The following is a 21311-nucleotide window of genomic DNA, read 5'->3' on the forward strand; positions in this document are numbered from 1 at the left end:
AGTTATGCAAAAATCGGTCTTAATTACAGGATGTTCCAGTGGAATCGGCCTGGAAAGCGCGCTCGAACTGAAGCGCCAGGGGTTTCGGGTCCTGGCGGCCTGCCGCAAACCCGACGATGTCGAACGCATGAACGGGCTGGGCTTTACCGGCGTGCTGCTGGATATGGACTCGCCGGAGAGCGTTGAACGCGCCGCCGATGAAGTGATCGCGCTGACCGATAATCGTCTGTACGGGCTCTTTAACAATGCCGGCTACGGCGTGTATGGCCCGCTGGATACGCTCTCCCGCGAAACGCTGGAAAAACAGTTTTCGACCAACTTCTTCGGCGTGCATCAACTGACTATGCGCCTGCTCCCCGCCATGCTGCCGCACGGTGAAGGACGTATCGTGATGACCTCCTCGGTGATGGGCCTGATCTCCACCCCAGGCCGAGGCGCCTACGCCGCCAGCAAATATGCGCTGGAGGCCTGGTCTGACGCCCTGCGCATGGAGTTGCGTCACAGCGGCATTAAGGTCAGCCTGATTGAACCCGGCCCCATCCGCACCCGCTTTACCGAAAACGTCAACCAGACGCAGGCGGACAAACCGGTCGAAAACCCTGGCATCGCCGCACGTTTTACCCTCGGGCCGGAAGCGGTTGTCGCGAAAGTGCGCCATGCTTTTGAGAGTGAAAATCCAAAAATGCGCTATCCGGTGACGCTGGTCACCCATGCCGTAGGCTGGTTAAAACGCCTGCTGCCGGGCCGGATGATGGACAAAATTTTACACGGTTGAGTTGAAGCAACGACGCTCACCCCCATGTAAAGAACAAACCGACAAAAGAGAAAGCCGCATGTCCGTACAGAATATCGTCAATATTACTGAAGCAAACCTGCAACAGACCCTCGAACAGTCAATGACCAAACCGGTGCTGTTCTACTTCTGGTCTGAGCGAAGCCAGCACTGCCTGCAGCTGACGCCGGTACTGGAAAGCCTTGCCGCACAGTACAACGGTCAGTTCATTCTCGCCAAACTGGATTGTGACGCCGAGCCAATGGTGGCATCTCAGTTTGGTCTGCGCGCGATTCCAACCGTCTATCTTTTCCAGAACGGTCAGCCTGTTGATGGTTTCCAGGGGCCGCAGCCGGAAGAGGCTATTCGCGCTCTGCTGGATAAAGTCCTGCCGCGTGAAGAAGAGCTGAAAGCGCAGGAAGGCATGGCGCTAATGCAGGAAGGCAAATATGACGAGGCGCTGCCGCTGCTCAAAGAGGCATGGCAGTTGTCGAAGCAAAACAGCCAGATTGGTCTGCTGCTGGCGGAAACGCAGATTGCACTACACCGCTCAGAAGACGCAGAAGCCGTGCTGAAGACGGTTCCACTGCAGGATCAGGACACCCGTTACCAGGGGCTGGTCGCGCAAATTGAGCTGCTGAAGCAGGCCGCAGACACCCCGGAAATTCAGCAGCTGCAACAGCAGGTAGCTGACAACCCGGCCGATGCCGCGTTGGCAAGCCAGCTGGCGCTGCAGCTGCATCAGGTAGGGCGTAACGAAGAAGCACTGGAGCTGCTGTTTAGCCATCTGCAAAAAGATCTGGCTGCCGCCGACGGCCAGGCGCGTAAGATGTTCCAGGAAATTCTGGCCGCGTTGGGCACCGGCGACGCGCTGGCGTCGAAGTATCGTCGTCAGCTTTACGCGCTGCTGTATTGATGCACTTTGCCCGGGGGCGGCTTCGCCTTACCGGGCCGATAAAAGCCGATATTACCCCGTCTTTTTCAACTGCGTCACCACCAGCTGGTGGCGCGCGTTATAGAACTTCCGGTAGGTCAGGTAACAGGCAATGATGGTTGACAGGCTCGCCGTTGAGAGCAGCATAAACGTTACCATAATCTGATACTTAATCGCTTTTACCGGATCGATACCGGCAAAAATCAGACCCGACATCATACCCGGCAGGCTCACCAGTCCCACCGTTTTGGCAGAATCCACCGTCGGGATCAGCGATGAACGGATGCTCTCACGGATCAGCCGCGCCGAGGCCATTTTAGGCGTTGCCCCCAGGCTTAACTTCTCCTGCAACTGCTGCTGTTCACTGCTGAACCGTTGGCCCAGATTGTTGTAACACAGCCCCACGGCAACCATCGCGTTTCCGGCGATCATTCCGGAAATGGGGATGACCTGCATTGGCGTAAACGCAATCGAACCAGAGAGCACCAGCACTGCCAGCGTGAGCGCCGTCCCGGTCGTTATGGCAATAAACGACGAGATAAAGGCCTTATCAATGTACTTACTGCGTTTTTGCGCATTCCACGCTGCGTTAAAGCAGATAAAAAGCACCATCAGCAGCGTCAGCACGGCGTGGTTGACGTTGAAAATATACTTCAGCACATAGCCGACAATTATCAGTTGAATAACCGCCCGGCAGATACTCCACAGAATATCTTTTTCCAGCCCCAGCTTTTCCCGGTAGCTGACCACAATCGCAATCAGCACCAGCACCATCGAAAACGCCAGGGATTCATTGGTAATATTATGCTCACCCACGGTTAGCCTCCTGCATTTTCCCACCGTGCGGCTGGAGCGTAATCACGTCATCCGCATGGGTTATTTCGTTAGCGTCGTGCGTCACCCACAGCACGGCAACATTCTGCTTACTGGCGTAATGATGAATGATGTCGTTAACGTTGCGCTTATTGGCCTCATCCAGCGCGCTGGTGATTTCGTCCAGCAACAGCACCCTGGGTAAAAATTGCAGATTACGGATCAGCGAGACGCGTTGCTTTTCTCCACCCGACAACTCACTCACGGCTTTGGTCAGCGTCTCCTGCGGCAAGCCAAAACGTTCCAGATCGGCCGATAACCGCTCAGGATCGGGCGTCTTATTGCGAATTTTCCAGGGAAAAATCAGGTTGTCATACACCGTATCGCCGAAGAGCGTGGGCGTTTGTACCGAGTATGAGACCTGCTGGCGATACGCCTCAGGAGAGAGCGTTGCAATATCCTTCCCCTCAAAAAAAATCTTGCCTGAGGTCGGGCTGAGCAGCGAGGCAATGATTTTTAGCAGCGTACTTTTCCCGCAGCCCGATGGCCCGGTGATCAAACGAAACTCCCCCGGCGAAACGGTAAAGCTGACATTATTCAGAATAGTGGTTTCACCCACACGGTAGCCTACATCCGCGATTGTTAAAATCGCGCTGTTATCCTTCATGTTATTTCCTGCCTTCATCCCAATAATTAGCAGTAGTCTACGGCGATTAGTGATTGTATGGCGACTTTCCTCGTATACTTAGGGTCAACAAACAGCCATATGGTTTCCGCCACAGCATGCAAAACAGGAGGTTTTTATGCTCATCGTTGTTCCTGTCCTTATTTTCGTTGCGCTGGTTATTGTCGGCGCTGGCGTCAAAATTGTCCCGCAGGGTTACCAGTGGACAGTCGAGCGTTTCGGACGTTACACCAACACATTACAACCTGGTTTAAGCCTGATTGTCCCTTTCATGGACAGAATTGGTCGTAAGATCAACATGATGGAACAGGTTCTGGATATTCCTTCTCAGGAAGTGATTTCTAAGGATAACGCCAATGTCACCATTGATGCCGTCTGTTTTATTCAGGTAATTGATGCGCCAAAAGCGGCCTATGAGGTGAGCAATCTGGAGCTGGCTATCGTTAACCTGACGATGACCAATATCCGTACCGTACTGGGTTCGATGGAGCTGGATGAGATGCTCTCACAGCGAGACAGCATCAATACCCGACTGCTGCACATTGTCGATGAAGCGACGAATCCGTGGGGGATCAAAGTCACCCGTATTGAGATCCGCGACGTTCGCCCGCCGGCTGAACTGATCGCCTCCATGAACGCCCAGATGAAGGCCGAGCGAACCAAACGTGCCTATATTCTTGAAGCCGAAGGGGTACGTCAGGCCGAGATCCTCAAAGCGGAAGGGGAAAAACAGTCGCAGATCCTCAAAGCCGAGGGCGATCGCCAGTCTGCGTTCCTCCAGGCGGAAGCGCGTGAACGTTCGGCCGAAGCGGAAGCTCGTGCCACCCAGATGGTGTCAGAGGCGATTGCCGCTGGTGATATCCAGGCCGTGAACTACTTTGTCGCGCAAAAATATACCGACGCGCTGAAACAGATCGGCTCAGCAAACAACAGCAAAGTGGTCATGATGCCGCTGGATGCCAGCAGTCTCATGGGCTCTATTGCCGGGATCGCTGAACTGATCAAAGACAGCGGAAACGAGCGTAAAAAATGATTGAGCTCATCGCCGCACATCCTCACGCTTTCTGGCTAAGCCTCGGGGGGTTATTGCTGGCCGCTGAGATGCTGGGCGGTAACGGCTACCTGCTCTGGAGCGGTGTCGCCGCCGTGATTACCGGGCTGCTCGTGTGGCTTCTGCCGCTCGACTGGGCGTGGCAAGGTGCGTTGTTTGCCGTACTGACACTGGTGGCTGCATGGCTGTGGTGGCGCTGGCTTAACCGACGGGTTAACGAGCAGAAACCGTTAGATGCGCACCTTAATCAGCGCGGGCAGCAGATTGTCGGCCAGCGTTTTACGCTCGACACCGCGCTGGTGAACGGGCGTGGACATATGCGCGTGGGCGACAGTTCGTGGCCTGTCGTGGCCGACGATGACCTCAGCGCCGGAACGCGGGTTGAGGTCGTTGCGGTAGAAGGAATCACCCTGCGGGTTAAAGCCTGTTAAACAGATGCCTTACGATGGCAGCAGCCAGCAAGATTATCTATGATCGGGCAATCGGCGCTGTCATCTCCCGGACATGATTCCGCCAGCGCCAGCAGCTGTTTGCGCATCGCCTGTAACTCGGTGATGTGGCGTTCAATCTCAGCCACCTTTTCCAGCGTGCGCTTTTTCACATCAGCGCTGTGACGCTTCGGATCGTTAAAGAGATTCACCAGCTCGCCACACTCTTCCAGATTAAAACCGACCTGTCTTGCCTGACGCAGCAGCGTCAGTTCGTCAAGATGCAGTTGCGTGTAACTGCGGTAGCCGTTTTCGCTGCGCAGCGGCGGTGTCACCAGCCCTTTCTCTTCATAAAAGCGAATCGCTTTGCTGGTTAAGCCGGTTTTTTTCGCAACATCACTGATATTCACATTTCCCCCTTGACCTTCCCCTTGATGGAAGGTTTAACCTTCATAACAGTTAGCCAAAAGCGTTATGTTGGTCAACAACTGACCAGATCATTATACGGGAGTTTTGTTATGTCTCACACTATTGACCTGACATTGGACGGCCTCTCCTGCGGCCACTGTGTCAAACGCGTTAAAGAAAGTCTGGAACAGCGTCCTGACGTTGAAAGCGCTGAAGTTACCATCGATCATGCCGCCGTAACCGGTAGCGCCAGCGCGGATGCGCTGATTGATACCATCAAGCAGGCCGGTTACGGGGCGGAGCTGAGCCACCCAAAGGCTAAACCGCTGGCAGAGTCATCATCCCCGTCGGAAGCACTGACAGCGGCCACTCCTGAGCTTCCGGTAGCTGATGATATTGATGACAGCCAACAGCTGCTGATCAACGGCATGAGCTGCGCCAGCTGCGTCTCCCGGGTACAAAACGCCTTGCAGGCCGTACCGGGCGTCGCGCAGGCACGGGTCAATCTTGCGGAGCGCACCGCGCTGGTGATGGGCAGTGCCTCCGCCGCAGACTTAGTGCAGGCCGTTGAAAAAGCAGGCTACGGCGCTGAAGCCATCGAAGACGATGCAAAGCGTCGTGAACGTCAGCAGGAAACGGCGGTTGCCACCATGAAACGCTTCCGCTGGCAGGCAATAGTGGCCCTGCTGGTCGGGGTTCCGGTGATGGTGTGGGGCATGCTCGGCGACAACATGATGGTCACCGACGATAACCGCACGCTGTGGCTGGCGATCGGTTTGATCACCCTTGGGGTGATGATCGTTGCAGGCGGACATTTTTATACCAGCGCCTGGAAAAGCCTGAAGAATCGCACTGCGACGATGGATACGCTGGTTGCCCTTGGTACGGGGGCAGCATGGCTGTATTCGATGAGCGTTAACGTCTGGCCTCAGTGGTTCCCGATGGAGGCGCGACATCTTTATTATGAAGCGAGTGCGATGATTATCGGCCTGATCAACTTAGGCCATATGCTCGAAGCGCGCGCGCGTCAGCGTTCCTCAAAAGCGCTGGAAAGATTACTTGATTTAACGCCGCCAACCGCGCGGGTAGTCACAGAGGACGGTGAAAAGAACGTCCCGCTGGCCGAGGTTCAACCCGGTATGACTCTGCGCCTGACCACGGGTGACCGCGTTCCCGTTGACGGTATTATCACACAGGGTGATGCCTGGCTGGACGAAGCGATGCTCACCGGGGAACCCATTCCACAGCAGAAATCCCACGGTGACGCCGTTCATGCCGGTACGGTGGTGCAGGACGGCAGCGTGCTGTTCACCGCCAGCGCCGTCGGCAGCCACACGACGCTGTCGCGTATTATTCGCATGGTGCGCCAGGCGCAGAGCAGCAAGCCGGAGATTGGCCAGCTTGCTGATAAAATCTCAGCCATTTTTGTTCCGGTCGTGGTCGGTATTGCCCTGCTGAGTGCAGCTATCTGGTACTTTTTCGGTCCCGCGCCGCAGATTGTTTATACCCTGGTGATTGCCACCACGGTGCTGATCATCGCCTGCCCTTGTGCACTCGGTCTTGCCACACCGATGTCGATTATCTCCGGTGTCGGTCGCGCCGCCGAGTTTGGCGTGCTGGTGCGTGATGCCGATGCCCTGCAACGCGCCAGTACGCTCGACACGCTGGTGTTTGATAAAACCGGCACGCTGACCGAAGGCAAACCGCAAGTTGTGGCCGTGAATACGACAGGTATGGCAGAAAATGACGCACTGCGTCTTGCTGCCGCGCTTGAGCAAGGCTCCAGCCATCCTCTGGCTCGCGCGATTATTGAGAAAGCCGGGAATGCCAGCCTGCCGCAGGTGAGCAATTTCCGCACCCTGCGCGGGCTCGGCGTCAGCGGTGAAGCAGAAGGCCACGCGCTGCTGCTGGGCAACCAGGCATTGCTCAATGAAAACGGTATTGATACTGCCGAGCTGGAAAGCGAGTTGAAGGCGCAGGCGTCTCAGGGCGCCACGCCGGTTCTGCTGGCGGTGGATGGCAAAGCCGCCGCGCTGCTGGCCGTGCGCGATCCGCTTCGCCAGGACAGTGTGGATGCCTTAAAACGCCTGCACCGCGCGGGTTATCGCCTGGTCATGCTGACCGGGGATAACCCGACCACCGCCAACGCCATCGCGAAAGAAGCCGGTATTGATGAGGTCATTGCTGGCGTACTGCCGGACGGTAAAGCTGACGCAATCAAGAAACTGCAAAGCCAGGGGCGTCAGGTGGCAATGGTCGGCGACGGCATCAACGATGCCCCTGCGCTGGCCCAGGCGGATGTCGGTATCGCCATGGGAGGCGGGAGCGATGTCGCTATCGAGACGGCAGCGATCACGCTGATGCGCCATAGCCTGATGGGCGTTGCTGATGCGCTGGCCATTTCAAAAGCCACGTTGCGCAACATGAAGCAGAACCTGCTGGGGGCATTTATCTACAACAGTTTCGGCATTCCGATTGCCGCCGGGATTTTGTGGCCGCTGACCGGCACGCTGCTGAACCCGGTGGTCGCAGGTGCAGCCATGGCGCTCTCCTCCATCACCGTGGTGAGCAACGCCAACCGACTGTTGCGGTTTAAACCGAAAGATTGAACCTTGTTCTCGTACGCGCTAGCATGAACCTTTCCGTTCATGGAGCGCGTATGAGTCTGTTTAATCGTATAAAAACATCGTTTCGCGCCCTATTCCCCCGCCGTTATGCCTGGCCCGGTCTGGATATCTCGCTTCCTGGCGGCCAGCACCTGCACCTGGTGGGCAGCATCCATATGGGCACGCAGGATATGTCTCCCCTGCCTCCTGGTCTGATAAAACTTCTCAAGCGCGCCGATGCGCTGGTTGTTGAGGCGGACATTTCGGGCCATGAATCACCGTTTGCCGGTCTGGAGAGCACTCTCAGCCTGGCAGAACGTCTGGATGATGCTCTGCTCGCGGAACTGACGCGCGTCGCGGATGAGACGGGCGTGTCGCTCTCGATGATCGACGCTCTGCCGCTCTGGCAAATTGCCATGGTGCTTCAGGCCACGCAGGCGCAACGTCTGGGTCTGCGCGGTGATTACGGCATTGATTACCAGTTACTGAATATGGCAAGGGCACGCAGGATGCCGATCATCGAACTGGAAGGGACGGACAGCCAGATTGCGCTGTTGCGACAACTGCCTGACGACGGTCTGATGCTGCTGGATGATACCCTGACCCACTGGCACACCAACGCGCGCCTGCTGCAGACCATGATCGGCTGGTGGCTTGATGCTCCGCCCGCAGACAGTAAGCTGGCTTTACCGTCGACGTTTAGTGAATCGTTATATGATGTGCTGATGAATGCGCGTAATAAAGCCTGGCAGCAGACGCTGCATGCCTTACCTGCCGGGCATTACGTTGTCGCAGTAGGTGCATTACATTTGTACGGAGAAGGGAATTTGCCGTCACTGTTGAAATAAAAAAATGGCCAATATTTCTATTGGCCCGTCAAAGAGGAATTTCATCGTTTTTATTATGCCGAAGGAGACCTTCGGTTGAGCCGATTGTCGCTCAAAGTGACCATCACTGCCAATACTATTGCGCAAGATGGTGCTATTTTTTAGACAAACGTCAGGCGTATGCTGTGAGCATGAATTGTCTGTCGTAAGAAGGATAGCTATGACTCCCGCCGTTAAATTACTCGAAAAAAACAAAATTCCTTTCCGGATCCATACCTACGATCACGATCCGAATGAAACCAATTTTGGTGATGAAGTGGTGCGCAAACTGGGGCTGAACGCTGACCAGGTCTATAAAACGCTGCTGGTCGCCGTGAATGGCGACATGAAGCACCTCGCCGTCGCGGTTACGCCCGTCGCCGGGCAGCTTGACTTGAAGAAAGTGGCGAAAGCGCTGGGCGCGAAAAAAGTGGATATGGCAGACCCAATGGTTGCGCAACGCACCACGGGCTACCTGGTCGGCGGGATCAGCCCACTCGGGCAGAAAAAACGTCTGCCGACGCTGATAGATGCGCCTTCACAGGAGTTTGAAACCATCTTTATATCCGGCGGCAAACGCGGGCTGGATATTGAACTCGCGGCGGGCGATCTGGCGAAAATGCTGGACGCGAAATTTGCGGATATTGCACGCCGGGAGTAAGAGAAAAGCCGGGTAAGGCGCAGCCGCTACCCGGCAAAACAACCGCACTACTGCCAGCTCACCTCACCCTTCGGCTCGTATGCATTCACATCAATCGGCGAGTTTTGCTCGATGAACTGCTTCAGCACTTCCGCGTCGATAAAACCGGTGTTCACATAGCCTGGTTTGTTATCAATATGCGGATAGCCGTCTCCACCTGTGGCGTTAAAGCTTAACGTCGCCAGACGGTACGTTTTAGCCGGATCAACCGGTTCGCCTTTGATCTTCAGATCGTTAAGCTTGCCGTCTTTCGCCACAAAGCTCACGTTGGCAAACTGCGGATAGGCACCGGAATCCGGCTTCATCTGCGCCACGGCGGTCAGGTAGTCCATGACCTCTTTCCCGCTCATGTCCGCATAGACCACCACGTTACCGAACGGCTGCACCTTCAGAACGTCTTTATAGGTAATGTTTCCACCTTCGATGGAATCACGAATACCGCCGCCGCTCATTACGCCAAAATCAGCGCCGGTACGCGCCATTTGCGCTGCCAGCACCAGATGCCCCATATTGGTCTGCACGAAGCGGACTTTGCTACGATCCCCTTCCAGACGACCATTGAGCGTGCCAATCTTCACATCCAGCTGTGCCTTACCTTTATTCTGGAACGGCGTCAGCAGGGAGAGCATCTGCTGGTTTTCAGCAATCTCCGGGGTGTAAAGTACGCGCTCGCTTTTCCCGTCAGGATAAGTGACTTTCTTCTTCAGGTTGACCGGGATGAGCTGGTAATGCACCAGTTTCATCTCGCCGTTACGGAACTCAAAATCCGCCCGGCCCACGTATTTGCCCCACTCATGCGCCTGCACAATCCAGATGCCGTTCTGACGGTCTGGGGCACACGGCGTGCCTGGCACGTAATCAACCTGCTTTTTATTCTCGGAGGCCATGCAGACCGGATCCTGTGAGTGACCGCCCACAATCATTGCCAGCGAGCCAGCCGGCAGGCTGCGCGCCATCTCCACGTCACCTGGCGCATTAGAGCCGTGTTCACCATTGTCATAGTGCCCCATGTGGGTGGTGGCAATAATCACATCCGGCTTTTCGTTCTGCTGTAATTCCTGAATAACCAGCTTTGCTTCGTCTGCCGGTTTACGGAATTCGATATCGGTAAAGAACTCAGGATTGCCAATTTTGGCTGTATCGTCAGTCGTTAACCCGATGACGGCGATTTTAAGATCCTGACGCTTAAACAACGCCCACGGTTTAAACAGGCGTTCACCGGTGCTTTTCTGATAAATATTGGCGGAGAGGAACGGGAATTTTGCCAGTTTTTCCTGCTGGCGCAGTACCGTTAGTGGATTATCAAACTCGTGGTTGCCGACGGCCATCGCATCGTAACCAATCAGATTCATACCGCGAAAATCGGGCTCGGCATCCTGTAAATCGGATTCCGGTACCCCGGTGTTGATATCTCCCCCGGACAGCAACAGCACGCTGCCGCCCTGAGCCGCCACCTCTTTACGAATACCATCCACCAGCGTTTTTTGCGCCGCCAGACCATATTCGCCGTATTCACTGCGCCAGAAATGCCCGTGGTGATCGTTGGTATGCAGAATGGTGATTTTGTAGGTTTTATCTTTTTCGTATGCCTGCGCGGGCAGGCTTACCAGGCCCCATGCGGCGATAAGCGCCAGCGCGACGCCCCGCTTCATTAACTTCATCTTTTCTCTCCCTGACCAATAGACAAAGGCAAAAATTACAATGACTCACAATAATAGACAAATAAGTTTTCAGAATTGCGACTTTCTTCAAATGCCCCTGACAGGTATGTTAGTTGGATAATAATTACATCCTGCATTCCTAATAACTAAAGACGTGGTAATTCTCGGTAATGGTGCCAACTTACTGATTTAGTGTACGATGGTGTTTTTGAGGTGCTCCCGTGGCTTCCATCTCCATCAGTTGTCCCTCCTGCTCAGCTACTGAAGGCGTGGTGCGTAACGGTAAAAGTACTGCCGGACATCAGCGCTATCTCTGCTCTCACTGCCGTAAAACATGGCAACTGCAGTTCACTTACACCGCTTCTCAACCCGGTACGCACCAGAAAATCATTGATATGGCCATGAATGGTGTTGGATGCCGGGCAACCGCCCGCATTATGGGCGTTGGCCTCAACACGATTTTACGTCACTTAAAAAACTCAGGCCGCAGTCGGTAACCTCGCGCATACAGCCGGGCAGTGACGTCATCGTCTGCGCGGAAATGGACGAACAGTGGGGCTACGTCGGTGCTAAATCACGTCAGCGCTGGCTGTTTTACGCGTATGACAGGATACGGAGGACGGTTGTGGCGCACGTCTTCGGTGAACGCACTCTGGCCACACTGGAGCGTCTTCTGAGCCTGCTGTCGGCCTTTGAGGTCGTGGTATGGATGACGGATGGCTGGCCGCTGTATGAATCCCGCCTGAAGGGAAAGCTGCACGTAATCAGCAAGCGTTACACTCAGCGAATTGAGCGGCATAACCTGAATCTGAGACAACATCTGGCAAGGCTGGGACGGAAGTCACTGTCGTTCTCAAAATCGGTGGAGCTGCATGACAAGGTCATCGGGCATTATCTGAACATAAAACACTATCAGTAAGTTGGAGTCATTACCTAATTCTCTCTATGGCAATCAGTGAATCAACCCAGCCCGTGCCGGGCGTGCCGGCGTCACCGCCGAAATCGCGCACCTCTTTTAAAGTCTTAGGTGCAATCAGTCTTTCTCATCTGCTCAACGATATGATCCAGTCGTTGATTCTGGCAATTTATCCGCTGCTGCAATCAGAGTTCTCTTTAACCTTCGTGCAGATCGGGATGATCACCCTGACCTTCCAGCTCGCGTCCTCGCTACTGCAGCCAATAGTGGGCTACTGGACGGACAAATACCCGATGCCATGGTCGCTACCGATTGGCATGTGTTTCACCTTAAGCGGGCTGGTACTGCTGGCCATGGCTGGGAGTTTTGAAGCGGTGTTGATCGCCGCCGCACTGGTGGGCACCGGCTCGTCGGTCTTCCACCCGGAATCCTCCCGCGTGGCGCGTATGGCCTCCGGTGGTCGTCACGGCCTGGCGCAGTCACTCTTCCAGGTGGGCGGTAACTTTGGTAGCTCTCTCGGCCCGCTATTGGCCGCGGTGATTATTGCCCCTTACGGTAAAGGCAACGTGGCATGGTTTGTGCTAGCCGCACTGCTGGCGATTATCGTACTGGCGCAGATCAGCCGCTGGTATGCCGCTCAACATCGGGTGAACAAGGGTAAACCTAAAGCGAAGGTGATTAATCCTCTACCGCGTAACAAGATTATCCTGGCGGTTTCCGTCCTGCTGGTGCTGATTTTCTCGAAATATTTCTATATGGCGAGCATCAGCAGCTATTACACCTTTTATCTGATGCAAAAATTCGGATTATCGGTACAAAATGCGCAGATCCACCTGTTTGCCTTCCTGTTTGCGGTTGCTGCCGGGACAGTGATTGGCGGGCCTGTTGGGGATAAGATTGGACGTAAATATGTAATTTGGGGCTCTATTCTCGGCGTGGCACCGTTTACCCTTATTTTGCCGTACGCCAGCCTTGAATGGACGGGAATTTTAACCGTGATTATTGGTTTTATCCTCGCTTCCGCGTTTTCCGCCATTCTTGTCTATGCGCAAGAGCTGTTACCTGGTCGTATCGGTATGGTTTCCGGACTCTTTTTCGGGTTCGCCTTCGGCATGGGTGGGCTTGGTGCTGCAGTGTTAGGGATGGTTGCGGATCACACCAGTATCTTCCTGGTTTATAAAATCTGCGCTTTCCTGCCACTTCTTGGGATGTTGACCATATTCCTGCCTGATAACCGTCACAAAGCGTAAATTACGGGTAGCCAAAGTTTTACTTTGGCTACCTGATACCCTGATGCCATAAGGGTTTCTTCTGTCTCCCCCTGCTGAATTTATCAAAATGCGCTTTTTTTCGTGCTTATTGCTGTTTTATTCAAATTTCAACAATTATTCATAAACATAAGAGTAAAAATTGTCATAAACTATTACTCGGTTTTTTGGTTTGCGCCAAAAAGGAACACCCACAACGAAAGGAGACGGAATGCATCACGCCACACCGCTTATCACCACCATTGTTGGTGGCCTTGTGCTCGCTTTTATCCTTGGCATGATTGCCAATAAACTGCGTATTTCTCCCCTTGTCGGCTATTTGTTAGCGGGTGTCCTGGCGGGACCGTTTACGCCTGGTTTCGTTGCGGATACCAAACTGGCTCCTGAACTGGCGGAATTAGGCGTGATTCTGCTGATGTTTGGCGTCGGTTTGCATTTTTCACTGAAGGACCTGATGGCGGTAAAGTCGATCGCCATACCGGGAGCGATCGCCCAGATAGGGGTAGCGACGCTGCTGGGGATGGCGCTTTCAGCAATTCTTGGCTGGTCGCTGATGACCGGCATCGTTTTTGGGCTGTGTCTTTCCACCGCCAGTACCGTGGTGTTGCTGCGCGCACTTGAAGAGAGACAGCTGATTGACAGCCAACGCGGACAAATTGCGATAGGCTGGCTGATTGTTGAAGACCTGGTGATGGTGTTGACGCTGGTACTGCTGCCCGCTGTCGCCGGTATGATGGAAAAAGACAACGTCGGCTTTGCCTCGCTGGCGCTGGATATGGGCATTACCATCGGTAAAGTTGTGGCGTTTATCGCCATCATGATGCTGGTGGGCCGCCGTCTGGTGCCGTGGATCATGTCCCGCAGCGCAGCGACGGGTTCACGCGAATTGTTTACCCTCTCCGTACTGGCGCTGGCACTGGGTATCGCCTTTGGTGCCGTTGAGCTGTTTGATGTCTCCTTCGCGCTGGGTGCATTCTTCGCCGGGATGGTGTTGAACGAATCCGAGCTGAGCCACCGTGCGGCGCATGACACTCTGCCGCTGCGTGATGCTTTCGCCGTACTGTTCTTCGTTTCCGTCGGGATGCTGTTTGACCCGATGGTCCTTATTCATCAGCCGCTGGCTGTGCTGGGCACGCTGGCGATTATTATCTTTGGTAAGTCGCTCGCGGCTTTCTTCCTGGTAAGGATGTTTGGCCACTCCCCGCGTACGGCGCTGACCATCGCCGCCAGTCTGGCGCAAATTGGTGAGTTTGCCTTTATTCTGGCGGGTCTGGGCATGGCGCTGAACCTGCTACCGCAAGCCGGGCAGAACCTGGTGCTGGCAGGTGCAATCCTGTCGATTATGCTGAACCCAGTCCTGTTCGCACTGCTGGAAAAATACCTCGATAAAACCGAAACGCTGGAAGAACAGACGCTGGAAGAAGCTATCGAAGAAGAGAAGCAGATCCCGGTAGATATTTGTAATCACGCCCTGCTGGTTGGTTTTGGTCGCGTAGGCAGTCTGCTCGGTGAGAAACTGATGGCGCAAGGGATCCCGCTGGTAGTGATTGAAACGTCACGCACCCGCGTCGACGAGCTGCGTGAGCGCGGTATCCGAGCGGTGCTGGGCAATGCGGCAAACGAAGAGATCATGAATCTGGCGCATCTGGACTGCGCACGCTGGCTGCTGCTGACCATCCCAAACGGCTATGAAGCGGGTGAAATTGTGGCTTCCGCGCGCGAGAAGTGCCCGACGATTGAGATTATCGCCCGGGCACATTATGACGATGAGGTGGAGTACATTACCGAGCGCGGTGCGGATAAGGTCGTGATGGGCGAGCGCGAGATTGCGAATACGATGCTGACGCTACTGGAGAAACCGCCGGCTGAAGAAGGGGTGACGGGTTAAAAAAGCCTGCTGGCGCTACGCTTAGCAGGCCTACAAGTAGCCCCGGTAAGCGTAGTGCCACCGGGGTTTTCTTTTAGCAATCAACGATCCCAATAAGCCTCTTCCAGGCTGTCTTCCCGTTCCGGCAGACCACGCGTTAAGCGCGGGGAATGCTGATTAAGCACCTGATAACTCACGCGGTTAGCGTATTTGCACACCTGCGCCAGCGACGAATAGGTCAGCCAGTTGAACTTGTGCTTGCTGGAATTCGGGACGTTAGTTTTATGGTAAGCATTCGCGGTGATGTCATGGAGCAATGCGGCCAGCGCGCCATCACCTGCACCGTTGGTGTTCATGATCTTCTCTGGCCCGCCCATATACGGGGCGATGTGCGAGTAGATACGCAGCGGATTAACACAGTCTTTAAAACGCATACCACGGCTGAACTCGTACTGGTTGAACTCGGCGATCGCGCCAGGCAGCAATGGATGCTGGGTTTTGCGCTTGCTCTCTTCTTCGGTGAAGCCCGCCATGTATAACCCAACCGGCCCTGCGGTACAGAGAACCAGATCCACCCACTCCAGCGCTTTATCAGACGCCAGCAGCGGATCGCTTTCGCCCGTCAGCGCTTCCGCCTCTTCTTCGTTCATCGCCAGAATCGAGACGTGCTCTTTCAGGAACGCCTGCCACCACTCCGGATTGTCGGCAATCACGAATTTGGTGCCCAGCGTGAGAACGACGGGCACATTGTATTTCTTCGCGTACTCAATCGCTTTCATGGTCGCGTCCGGCATCGGCTCACCCGGTTTGCAGCGCACCAGATAGGAGGTCAGCACCAGCGCCGAGGCGCCTGCAATCACCTCTTCCGGGATGCTCTCGGCACGCAGTTTGTTCATGTGACCCGGGCTGATGGCAAAGGTACGCTCGCCGGACTCACCGATCAGCGTAAAGCAGCGGCCAATCGGCCCGTCGACGCCCTGAAGGTAGTTCAGATCGGTACGGCTGGAGGTATTGCACAGATAACGGTAGGCATAGCCTCCAATTTCGATATTGCTGCACATTACGCCCAGCAGTACCGAGCGGTCATCAGCCAGTACGGAATAGTTGTGCATGGTGTTACCGATGGTACCGCCGGCAAACTGATGGGTGATCAGGTTTTCGCGCACCAGTTCCTGGTAAAGCGCTTCGGCAACGTCGTCCTCAATCACCAGCGAGTGACCCGCGCTCAGACCGTAACGGGCGACAAACGCATCATCCACTTTCGCTTCAATGTCCACCAGCGTCTGGTCGATACCAACGACCCATGCGGCACTGGTTTCATTTTCAGGCTGGATTTGCTGCAGGAGCGGATCGCGGGCATCAACGGGAAAGTAGTGTTTGGATTTGCGTTTACCGGGAAATTTCATGGTCTGAACTGTACGAAGAATATGGGCCGGGAATGGTAGCACAAACCCGGCCCGAAGTGCGATCAGCGACTGTTTGTCACCAGAGAGACCATCATGTCGATATGCTCAGGCGAGTCGTTAAGTGCCGGAATGTATTCGTACTTCGTGCCCCCCGCTTCCAGGAAGAACTCTCTGTTTTGCACAGCAATTTCTTCGAGCGTTTCCAGGCAATCCGCCGAGAAGCCTGGCGACATCACCTGAATATGCTTCACCCCTTTCTCACCAAGCATCTTAAGCGTTTCATCGGTATATGGGGTGAGCCACGGCTCGCGACCGAAGCGCGACTGGAAGGTCATCATCACCTTCTCCGGCGGCAGGCCGAGGGCAGAAACCAGTTCGCGCGTGGTATCACGACAACGCTGCGGGTAATCATCCCCCTCGTCAGCGAAACGCTGCGGGATGCCGTGATAAGACAGCAGTAGCAGATCCGGCTCGCCGTGTTTTTCGAACGACGCACGCGCGCTGTTGGCAAGCGCCTTGATATAGAGATCGTTATCCGCGTAGTCGCGAATGAAGGTCACGCCAGGTATGCGACGGCGAGTCGCCAGAATACGCGCCAGTTCATCCCATACCGCAGCAACCGTCGAACAGGAGTACTGCGGATAGAGCGCCAGCACCACAATGTGGTCAACCCCCTGCGCCAGCAGTGATTCGACCGCGCTTTCCAGCGAAGGTTTACCGTAGCTCATACCAAGAGCAACAGGCATATCCGGCAGGCGTGCGGCCAGCGCCTTTTCCTGGCGACGGCTGTAGACCATCAGCGGAGAACCCTCTTCCATCCAGACGGACTGATAGAGCCTGGCGACGCGCGGAGAACGAATCGGCAGAATCACGCCACGGAGCAACGGCCACCACAGCAGTCTTGGGGTATCCACGACGCGGGTGTCGCTTAAAAATTGTCGCAGGTAGCGTTTTACCGCGTCTGATGTAGGTGCTTCTGGGGTGCCCAGATTGGCAAGCAGGATGCCGGTTTTCGCCTGACTCATTCACGCCTCTTAACCATTTGAATGGTTGTCAATTGTAGCGGAAATGCGTTTAAACGAAACCCATTGCTGCGATAGGAAAGATGGGAATATTTCTCACCCGGAGATCCGGGTGAGAAAGGTGCGATTAGCCGAGGATTTTTTCCAGCTCTGCACGTACGTCAGCAACGGCTTTGGTACCGTCAACTTTCGCGTATTTGGTGTTACCCGCCTGCGCTTCTTTAGAGTAGTAACCGATCAGCGGCGCGGTCATCTGGTGGTATTCCACCAGGCGCTTACGCACGGTCTCTTCCTGATCGTCTTTACGGGTAGTCAGCTCTTCGCCGGTCACGTCGTCTTTGCCTTCAACCTTAGGTGGGTTGAATTTGATGTGGTAAACGCGGCCAGAAGCAGCGTGTACGCGACGGCCAACGATACGGTCAACGATCAGCTCGTCCGGTACGTCGAACTCCAGAACGTAGTCCACGTTGATGCCCGCTTCTTTCATGGCGTCAGCCTGAGGAATGGTGCGTGGGAAGCCGTCCAGCAGGAAACCGTTACGGCAGTCTTCCTGAGCAATGCGCTCTTTGACCAGAGCGATAACCAGCTCGTCGGTCACCAGCTTGCCTGCGTCCATGATGTCTTTCGCTTGTTTACCCAGCTCGGAGCCAGATTTAACAGCGGCGCGCAGCATGTCACCGGTGGAGATTTGCGGAATACCGTATTTCTCCATGATGAACTGAGCCTGAGTTCCTTTACCCGCGCCCGGAGCGCCAAGCAGAATAATACGCATTGCGAAAATCCCCTCAAAAGTCGTTTCAATTTTTCAAAAGCGCTAAACAATACCACCAGAACGGGCATCGCTCAAGGAAGGCGGGAAGGCTGAAACGGTTAACGGGGGGAGATTATTTGGGAGGGTAGGGTCTGGTGCCCTCACCCCGGCCCTCTCCCACGGGAGAGGGAGAAGACCAGGGGAGGCGTGGTCAATTACGCCAGCAGCAGCGCATTCACACGTTTAATGAACAGGTTAGGATCTTCCAGCGTGCCGCGTTCGGCCAGCAGGGACTGATCCAGCAGCAGTTCAACCCACTCGGCAAAGCGGGCGTCGTCCTGGGTATCCGCCGCGCGTTTCACCAGAGGATGATCCGGATTAAGCTCAAAGATATATTTCACTTCCGGCATCGCCTGGCCCGCTGCTGCGAACAGTTTCGCCATCTGGGTGCCCATTTCGTCAGCGTCGGTGGTAACGATCGCCGGGGTATCAGTCAGACGATGAGTGAAACGCACCTCTTTCACACGTTCGCCCAGCAGGGTTTTCACGCGCTCAACGAATGGTTCCAGCGCCTTCTCGGCTTCTTTCGCGCTTTCATCCACTTCATCCGCCAGCTTGTCGATGGACTCATCGGCTTTGGCAACGGACTGGAACGCCTTACCGTCAAACTCGGTCAGGTAGTTCATCATCCACTCGTCGATGCGGTCAGAAAGCAGCAGCACTTCGATGCCTTTCTTGCGCAACAGCTCGAGGTGCGGGCTGCTCTTCGCCGCCGCGTAGCTGTCGGCGGTGATGTAGTAAATCTTCTCCTGCCCTTCTTTCATGCGCGAGACGTACTCTTCCAGCGACACGGTCTGCGCGGAGGAGTCGGTGTGCGTAGACGCGAAGCGCAGCAGTTTGGCGATGGCCTCCACATTCGCGGTATCTTCCGCCGGGCCCTCTTTCAGCACCAGGCCGAATTGTTTCCAGAAGGTCTGGTATTTTTCCGCATCGTCTTTCGCCAGTTTTTCCAGCATCTGCAGCGCACGTTTGGTCAGGGCGTTGCGCAAGTTACGGGTGACGGTGCTGTCCTGCAGAATTTCGCGGGAGACGTTCAGCGGCAGATCGTTGGAATCTATCAGACCACGCACAAAACGCAGGTAGTTCGGCATGAACTGCTCGGCGTCGTCCATGATGAACACACGCTGTACGTACAGCTTCAGGCCGTGCTTGTGATCGCGGTTCCACATGTCCCACGGTGCCTGTGCCGGAATGTACAGCAGGCTGGTGTACTCCTGCTTACCTTCCACACGGTTGTGGCTCCAGGTCAGTGGGTCGGTAAAATCGTGGGCGATGTGTTTGTAAAACTCGTTGTATTCGTCGTCTTTGATTTCAGACTTGTTGCGCGTCCACAGTGCCTGCGCCTTGTTGATCTTCTCCCAGGAGACCACGGTTTCGCCGTCTTTCTCTTCCTGTTTTTCAATCTCAACCGGCAAGGCGATATGATCGGAATATTTGCTGATGATGGAGCGCACGCGCCAGTCGTTCAGGAAATCATCTTCGCCTTCACGCAGGTGCAGGGTGATTTCGGTGCCGCGATCCGCCTTGGTGATGTCATCAACGGTGTATTCGCCTTCACCTTTGGACTCCCAGAACACACCATTTTCCGCGCTGTCACCTGCTGCACGGGTACGCACGGTAACTTTGTCCGCGACGATGAACGCCGAGTAGAAACCAACGCCGAACTGACCGATCAGCTGGCTGTCTTTCGCCTGGTCAGAGCCCATGGACTCAAGAAACGCTTTGGTGCCAGATTTGGCGATGGTCCCGAGATGGTCGATGACCTCATCGCGATTCATCCCGATGCCGTTATCGGCGATGGTCAGGGTACGGTTCTCTTTATTGAAAGAGACGCGCACGCGCAGCTCACCGTCGCCTTCGTACAGATCCGGGTTAGACAGTGCGCGGAAGCGCAGCTTGTCCGCCGCGTCCGAGGCGTTGGAAATCAGCTCACGCAGGAAGATTTCTTTGTTGGAATACAGGGAATGGATCATCAGGTGCAGAAGCTGTTTTACTTCTGACTGGAAACCACGGGTTTCTTGTCCTTTCATCTAAGTCGACCTCAACAATGCCATTTAATGGGGTTTTAAAACGTTGAGGGAGAGATGGGGATAAGGGGGGGAAATTTCAAGCGGAGGCCACGGACGCAGCCTCCGTTTGGTCAGAAAATAATCTTGTGGCGTCCCGCAAGAGAGTGCGACAGCGTGGTGCCATCGACCATCTCCAGCTCGCCGCCCACCGGCACGCCGTGGGCGATACGGCTGGCGTCAACGCCGTACTGCGAGCAAAGCTCGGCGATGTAGTTGGCCGTTGCCTCCCCTTCCACCGTAGGATTGGTGGCGAGGATCACTTCGTTGATCGTTTCGGACTCAAGACGCTGTTCAAGGCGGTCAAGACCGATATCGTCCGGGCCAATACCGTCCAGCGGGGAGAGATGCCCCATCAGCACGAAATAGCGGCCGGAAAACTGCCCGGTCTGCTCAATGGCGTAGATGTCCGCCGGACTCTCCACCACGCAAATCTGACCGTTTTCCTGGCGACGCGGGTTCGAACAGATGTTACACACGTCCTGCTCGGTAAAGGTACGGCAATCCGCACAGTGACCAATTTCTGACATGGCGCGGGTCAGAGCCTGCGCCAGGCGCATCCCGCCGCTGCGGTCGCGCTGCAATAGCGTAAACGCCATGCGCTGCGCCGACTTCGGGCCAACGCCCGGCAGGCAGCGCAGTGCTTCCATTAACTGCGTGAGCAGCGGACTGGTTTGCATCAGAATGGCATCTTGAAGCCAGGTGGCAGTTGCATGCCGCTGGAAACAGAGGCCATTTTCTCTTTCTGAGTTTCGTCGATACGGCGAGCGGCATCGTTAAACGCGGCTGCAACCAGATCTTCCAGCATCTCTTTGTCGTCTTCGAGCAGGCTTGGGTCGATCTCAACGCGGCGGCAGTTGTGCGCACCGTTGATGGTCACTTTGACCAGACCGGCACCGGATTCACCCGTGACTTCCAGCTGAGCGATCTCTTCCTGCATCTTCTGCATTTTTTCCTGCATCTGCTGAGCCTGCTTCATCAGGCCACCCAGACCGCCTTTTCCACCAAACATAGGCTTCTCTCTTTTTTCA

The 21311-nt window shown here is 55.2% G+C and carries 20 protein-coding genes; 10 read left to right on the forward strand and 10 right to left on the reverse strand.

Features of this window, described 5'->3' with window-relative positions; all coding sequences use genetic code 11:
• Positions 1-4: 4 nt before the first annotated feature.
• Both AC0XWG_RS01565 and AC0XWG_RS01570 read left to right on the forward strand, forming a co-directional pair.
• Positions 5-775, forward strand: coding sequence for an SDR family oxidoreductase (locus AC0XWG_RS01565; RefSeq protein WP_134707213.1), 771 nt, complete (start codon positions 5-7; stop codon positions 773-775).
• A 58-nt stretch (positions 776-833) separates the two neighbouring features.
• A complete protein-coding gene (locus AC0XWG_RS01570) occupies positions 834-1688 on the forward strand; it encodes a co-chaperone YbbN (protein ID WP_023293125.1) in 855 nt (284 codons plus the stop codon).
• A 51-nt stretch (positions 1689-1739) separates the two neighbouring features.
• Here AC0XWG_RS01570 and fetB read toward each other — a convergent pair whose 3' ends face one another.
• Together fetB and fetA are read right to left on the reverse strand one after the other, a co-directional pair.
• Entirely contained in the window at positions 1740-2522 is a 783-nt protein-coding gene (gene fetB / locus AC0XWG_RS01575) for an iron efflux ABC transporter permease subunit FetB (RefSeq protein ID WP_028017592.1), read from the reverse strand.
• Positions 2515-3186: an iron efflux ABC transporter ATP-binding subunit FetA gene (gene fetA / locus AC0XWG_RS01580; RefSeq protein WP_049007461.1), complete on the reverse strand. Its 672-nt coding sequence runs from the start codon at positions 3184-3186 to the stop codon at positions 2515-2517. The genes fetB and fetA overlap by 8 nt, the downstream gene beginning before the upstream one ends.
• Before the next feature lie 136 nt (positions 3187-3322).
• Here fetA and AC0XWG_RS01585 point away from each other — a divergent pair, with 136 nt between their 5' ends.
• Together AC0XWG_RS01585 and AC0XWG_RS01590 are read left to right on the forward strand one after the other, a co-directional pair.
• Positions 3323-4237 (forward strand): SPFH domain-containing protein, encoded by a 915-nt coding sequence (locus AC0XWG_RS01585; protein ID WP_024906863.1) that lies wholly within the window; start codon positions 3323-3325, stop codon positions 4235-4237.
• Positions 4234-4686, forward strand: a complete 453-nt coding sequence (locus tag AC0XWG_RS01590; RefSeq protein WP_028017594.1) for an NfeD family protein — start codon at positions 4234-4236, stop codon at positions 4684-4686. The genes AC0XWG_RS01585 and AC0XWG_RS01590 overlap by 4 nt, the downstream gene beginning before the upstream one ends.
• On the opposite strand, the gene cueR is transcribed toward AC0XWG_RS01590, so the two are convergent.
• A complete protein-coding gene (cueR, locus tag AC0XWG_RS01595) occupies positions 4683-5093 on the reverse strand; it encodes a Cu(I)-responsive transcriptional regulator (RefSeq protein ID WP_049007462.1) in 411 nt (136 codons plus the stop codon). The two genes, AC0XWG_RS01590 and cueR, sit on opposite strands and share 4 nt — an antisense overlap.
• Positions 5094-5201: 108 nt before the next feature.
• Here cueR and copA point away from each other — a divergent pair, with 108 nt between their 5' ends.
• From copA to ybaK, 3 genes are all read left to right on the forward strand, one after another.
• On the forward strand, positions 5202-7700 hold the full coding sequence (gene copA, locus AC0XWG_RS01600; RefSeq protein WP_108090673.1) for a copper-exporting P-type ATPase CopA: 2499 nt from the start codon (positions 5202-5204) through the stop codon (positions 7698-7700).
• A 50-nt stretch (positions 7701-7750) separates the two neighbouring features.
• On the forward strand, positions 7751-8545 hold the full coding sequence (locus tag AC0XWG_RS01605) for a TraB/GumN family protein (RefSeq protein WP_128348583.1): 795 nt from the start codon (positions 7751-7753) through the stop codon (positions 8543-8545).
• A gap of 199 nt (positions 8546-8744) precedes the next feature.
• Positions 8745-9224 (forward strand): Cys-tRNA(Pro)/Cys-tRNA(Cys) deacylase YbaK, encoded by a 480-nt coding sequence (gene ybaK / locus AC0XWG_RS01610; RefSeq protein ID WP_028017598.1) that lies wholly within the window; start codon positions 8745-8747, stop codon positions 9222-9224.
• A gap of 47 nt (positions 9225-9271) precedes the next feature.
• Here ybaK and ushA read toward each other — a convergent pair whose 3' ends face one another.
• Complete coding sequence (gene ushA / locus AC0XWG_RS01615; RefSeq protein WP_407220233.1) at positions 9272-10924, reverse strand: bifunctional UDP-sugar hydrolase/5'-nucleotidase UshA; 1653 nt, start codon at positions 10922-10924, stop codon at positions 9272-9274.
• Between the two features lie 221 nt (positions 10925-11145).
• Here ushA and AC0XWG_RS01620 point away from each other — a divergent pair.
• The 3 genes from AC0XWG_RS01620 (at position 11146) to ybaL (ending at position 14996) form a co-directional block, all read left to right on the forward strand.
• A protein-coding gene (locus AC0XWG_RS01620) for an IS1 family transposase (RefSeq protein WP_223216367.1) occupies positions 11146-11843 on the forward strand; the annotation gives its coding sequence in 2 pieces (ribosomal slippage) (positions 11146-11395 and positions 11395-11843; 699 coding nt in all).
• Between the two features lie 26 nt (positions 11844-11869).
• Positions 11870-13090, forward strand: coding sequence for an MFS transporter (locus AC0XWG_RS01625; protein ID WP_028017600.1), 1221 nt, complete (start codon positions 11870-11872; stop codon positions 13088-13090).
• Between the two features lie 229 nt (positions 13091-13319).
• On the forward strand, positions 13320-14996 hold the full coding sequence (ybaL, locus tag AC0XWG_RS01630) for a YbaL family putative K(+) efflux transporter (protein ID WP_108090675.1): 1677 nt from the start codon (positions 13320-13322) through the stop codon (positions 14994-14996).
• Positions 14997-15076: 80 nt separating this feature from the next.
• Here the strand turns inward: ybaL and AC0XWG_RS01635 are convergent, their stop codons facing one another.
• The 6 genes from AC0XWG_RS01635 to AC0XWG_RS01660 form a co-directional block, all read right to left on the reverse strand.
• Positions 15077-16381 (reverse strand): inosine/guanosine kinase, encoded by a 1305-nt coding sequence (locus AC0XWG_RS01635; RefSeq protein ID WP_134707209.1) that lies wholly within the window; start codon positions 16379-16381, stop codon positions 15077-15079.
• Between the two features lie 62 nt (positions 16382-16443).
• On the reverse strand, positions 16444-17406 hold the full coding sequence (gene hemH / locus AC0XWG_RS01640; protein ID WP_028017603.1) for a ferrochelatase: 963 nt from the start codon (positions 17404-17406) through the stop codon (positions 16444-16446).
• Positions 17407-17530: 124 nt separating this feature from the next.
• On the reverse strand, positions 17531-18175 hold the full coding sequence (gene adk, locus AC0XWG_RS01645) for an adenylate kinase (protein WP_022647279.1): 645 nt from the start codon (positions 18173-18175) through the stop codon (positions 17531-17533).
• Positions 18176-18369: 194 nt separating this feature from the next.
• Complete coding sequence (gene htpG, locus AC0XWG_RS01650; RefSeq protein ID WP_028017604.1) at positions 18370-20244, reverse strand: molecular chaperone HtpG; 1875 nt, start codon at positions 20242-20244, stop codon at positions 18370-18372.
• 110 nt (positions 20245-20354) lie between these two features.
• Complete coding sequence (recR, locus tag AC0XWG_RS01655) at positions 20355-20960, reverse strand: recombination mediator RecR (protein WP_028017605.1); 606 nt, start codon at positions 20958-20960, stop codon at positions 20355-20357.
• Positions 20960-21292, reverse strand: a complete 333-nt coding sequence (locus AC0XWG_RS01660) for a YbaB/EbfC family nucleoid-associated protein (protein WP_003858972.1) — start codon at positions 21290-21292, stop codon at positions 20960-20962. Before AC0XWG_RS01660 ends, recR begins: the two co-directional genes overlap by 1 nt.
• Positions 21293-21311: the final 19 nt, after the last annotated feature.

The organism is Enterobacter sp. DVT3837, assembly GCF_056238685.1.

Excerpts from the sequence above, each read along its gene's own strand:
- AC0XWG_RS01585 (WP_024906863.1), top strand. The coding sequence starts at position 3,323 with ATGCTCATCGTTGTTCCTGTCCTTATTTTCGTTGCGCTGGTTATTGTC.
- ushA (WP_407220233.1), bottom strand. The coding sequence starts at position 10,924 with ATGAAGTTAATGAAGCGGGGCGTCGCGCTGGCGCTTATCGCCGCATGG.
- htpG (WP_028017604.1), bottom strand. The coding sequence starts at position 20,244 with ATGAAAGGACAAGAAACCCGTGGTTTCCAGTCAGAAGTAAAACAGCTT.
- fetA (WP_049007461.1), bottom strand. The coding sequence starts at position 3,186 with ATGAAGGATAACAGCGCGATTTTAACAATCGCGGATGTAGGCTACCGT.
- AC0XWG_RS01660 (WP_003858972.1), bottom strand. The coding sequence starts at position 21,292 with ATGTTTGGTGGAAAAGGCGGTCTGGGTGGCCTGATGAAGCAGGCTCAG.
- adk (WP_022647279.1), bottom strand. The coding sequence starts at position 18,175 with ATGCGTATTATTCTGCTTGGCGCTCCGGGCGCGGGTAAAGGAACTCAG.
- AC0XWG_RS01570 (WP_023293125.1), top strand. The coding sequence starts at position 834 with ATGTCCGTACAGAATATCGTCAATATTACTGAAGCAAACCTGCAACAG.
- AC0XWG_RS01625 (WP_028017600.1), top strand. The coding sequence starts at position 11,870 with ATGGCAATCAGTGAATCAACCCAGCCCGTGCCGGGCGTGCCGGCGTCA.
- ybaK (WP_028017598.1), top strand. The coding sequence starts at position 8,745 with ATGACTCCCGCCGTTAAATTACTCGAAAAAAACAAAATTCCTTTCCGG.
- ybaL (WP_108090675.1), top strand. The coding sequence starts at position 13,320 with ATGCATCACGCCACACCGCTTATCACCACCATTGTTGGTGGCCTTGTG.
- AC0XWG_RS01565 (WP_134707213.1), top strand. The coding sequence starts at position 5 with ATGCAAAAATCGGTCTTAATTACAGGATGTTCCAGTGGAATCGGCCTG.
- copA (WP_108090673.1), top strand. The coding sequence starts at position 5,202 with ATGTCTCACACTATTGACCTGACATTGGACGGCCTCTCCTGCGGCCAC.
- AC0XWG_RS01605 (WP_128348583.1), top strand. The coding sequence starts at position 7,751 with ATGAGTCTGTTTAATCGTATAAAAACATCGTTTCGCGCCCTATTCCCC.
- AC0XWG_RS01590 (WP_028017594.1), top strand. The coding sequence starts at position 4,234 with ATGATTGAGCTCATCGCCGCACATCCTCACGCTTTCTGGCTAAGCCTC.
- hemH (WP_028017603.1), bottom strand. The coding sequence starts at position 17,406 with ATGAGTCAGGCGAAAACCGGCATCCTGCTTGCCAATCTGGGCACCCCA.
- AC0XWG_RS01635 (WP_134707209.1), bottom strand. The coding sequence starts at position 16,381 with ATGAAATTTCCCGGTAAACGCAAATCCAAACACTACTTTCCCGTTGAT.
- recR (WP_028017605.1), bottom strand. The coding sequence starts at position 20,960 with ATGCAAACCAGTCCGCTGCTCACGCAGTTAATGGAAGCACTGCGCTGC.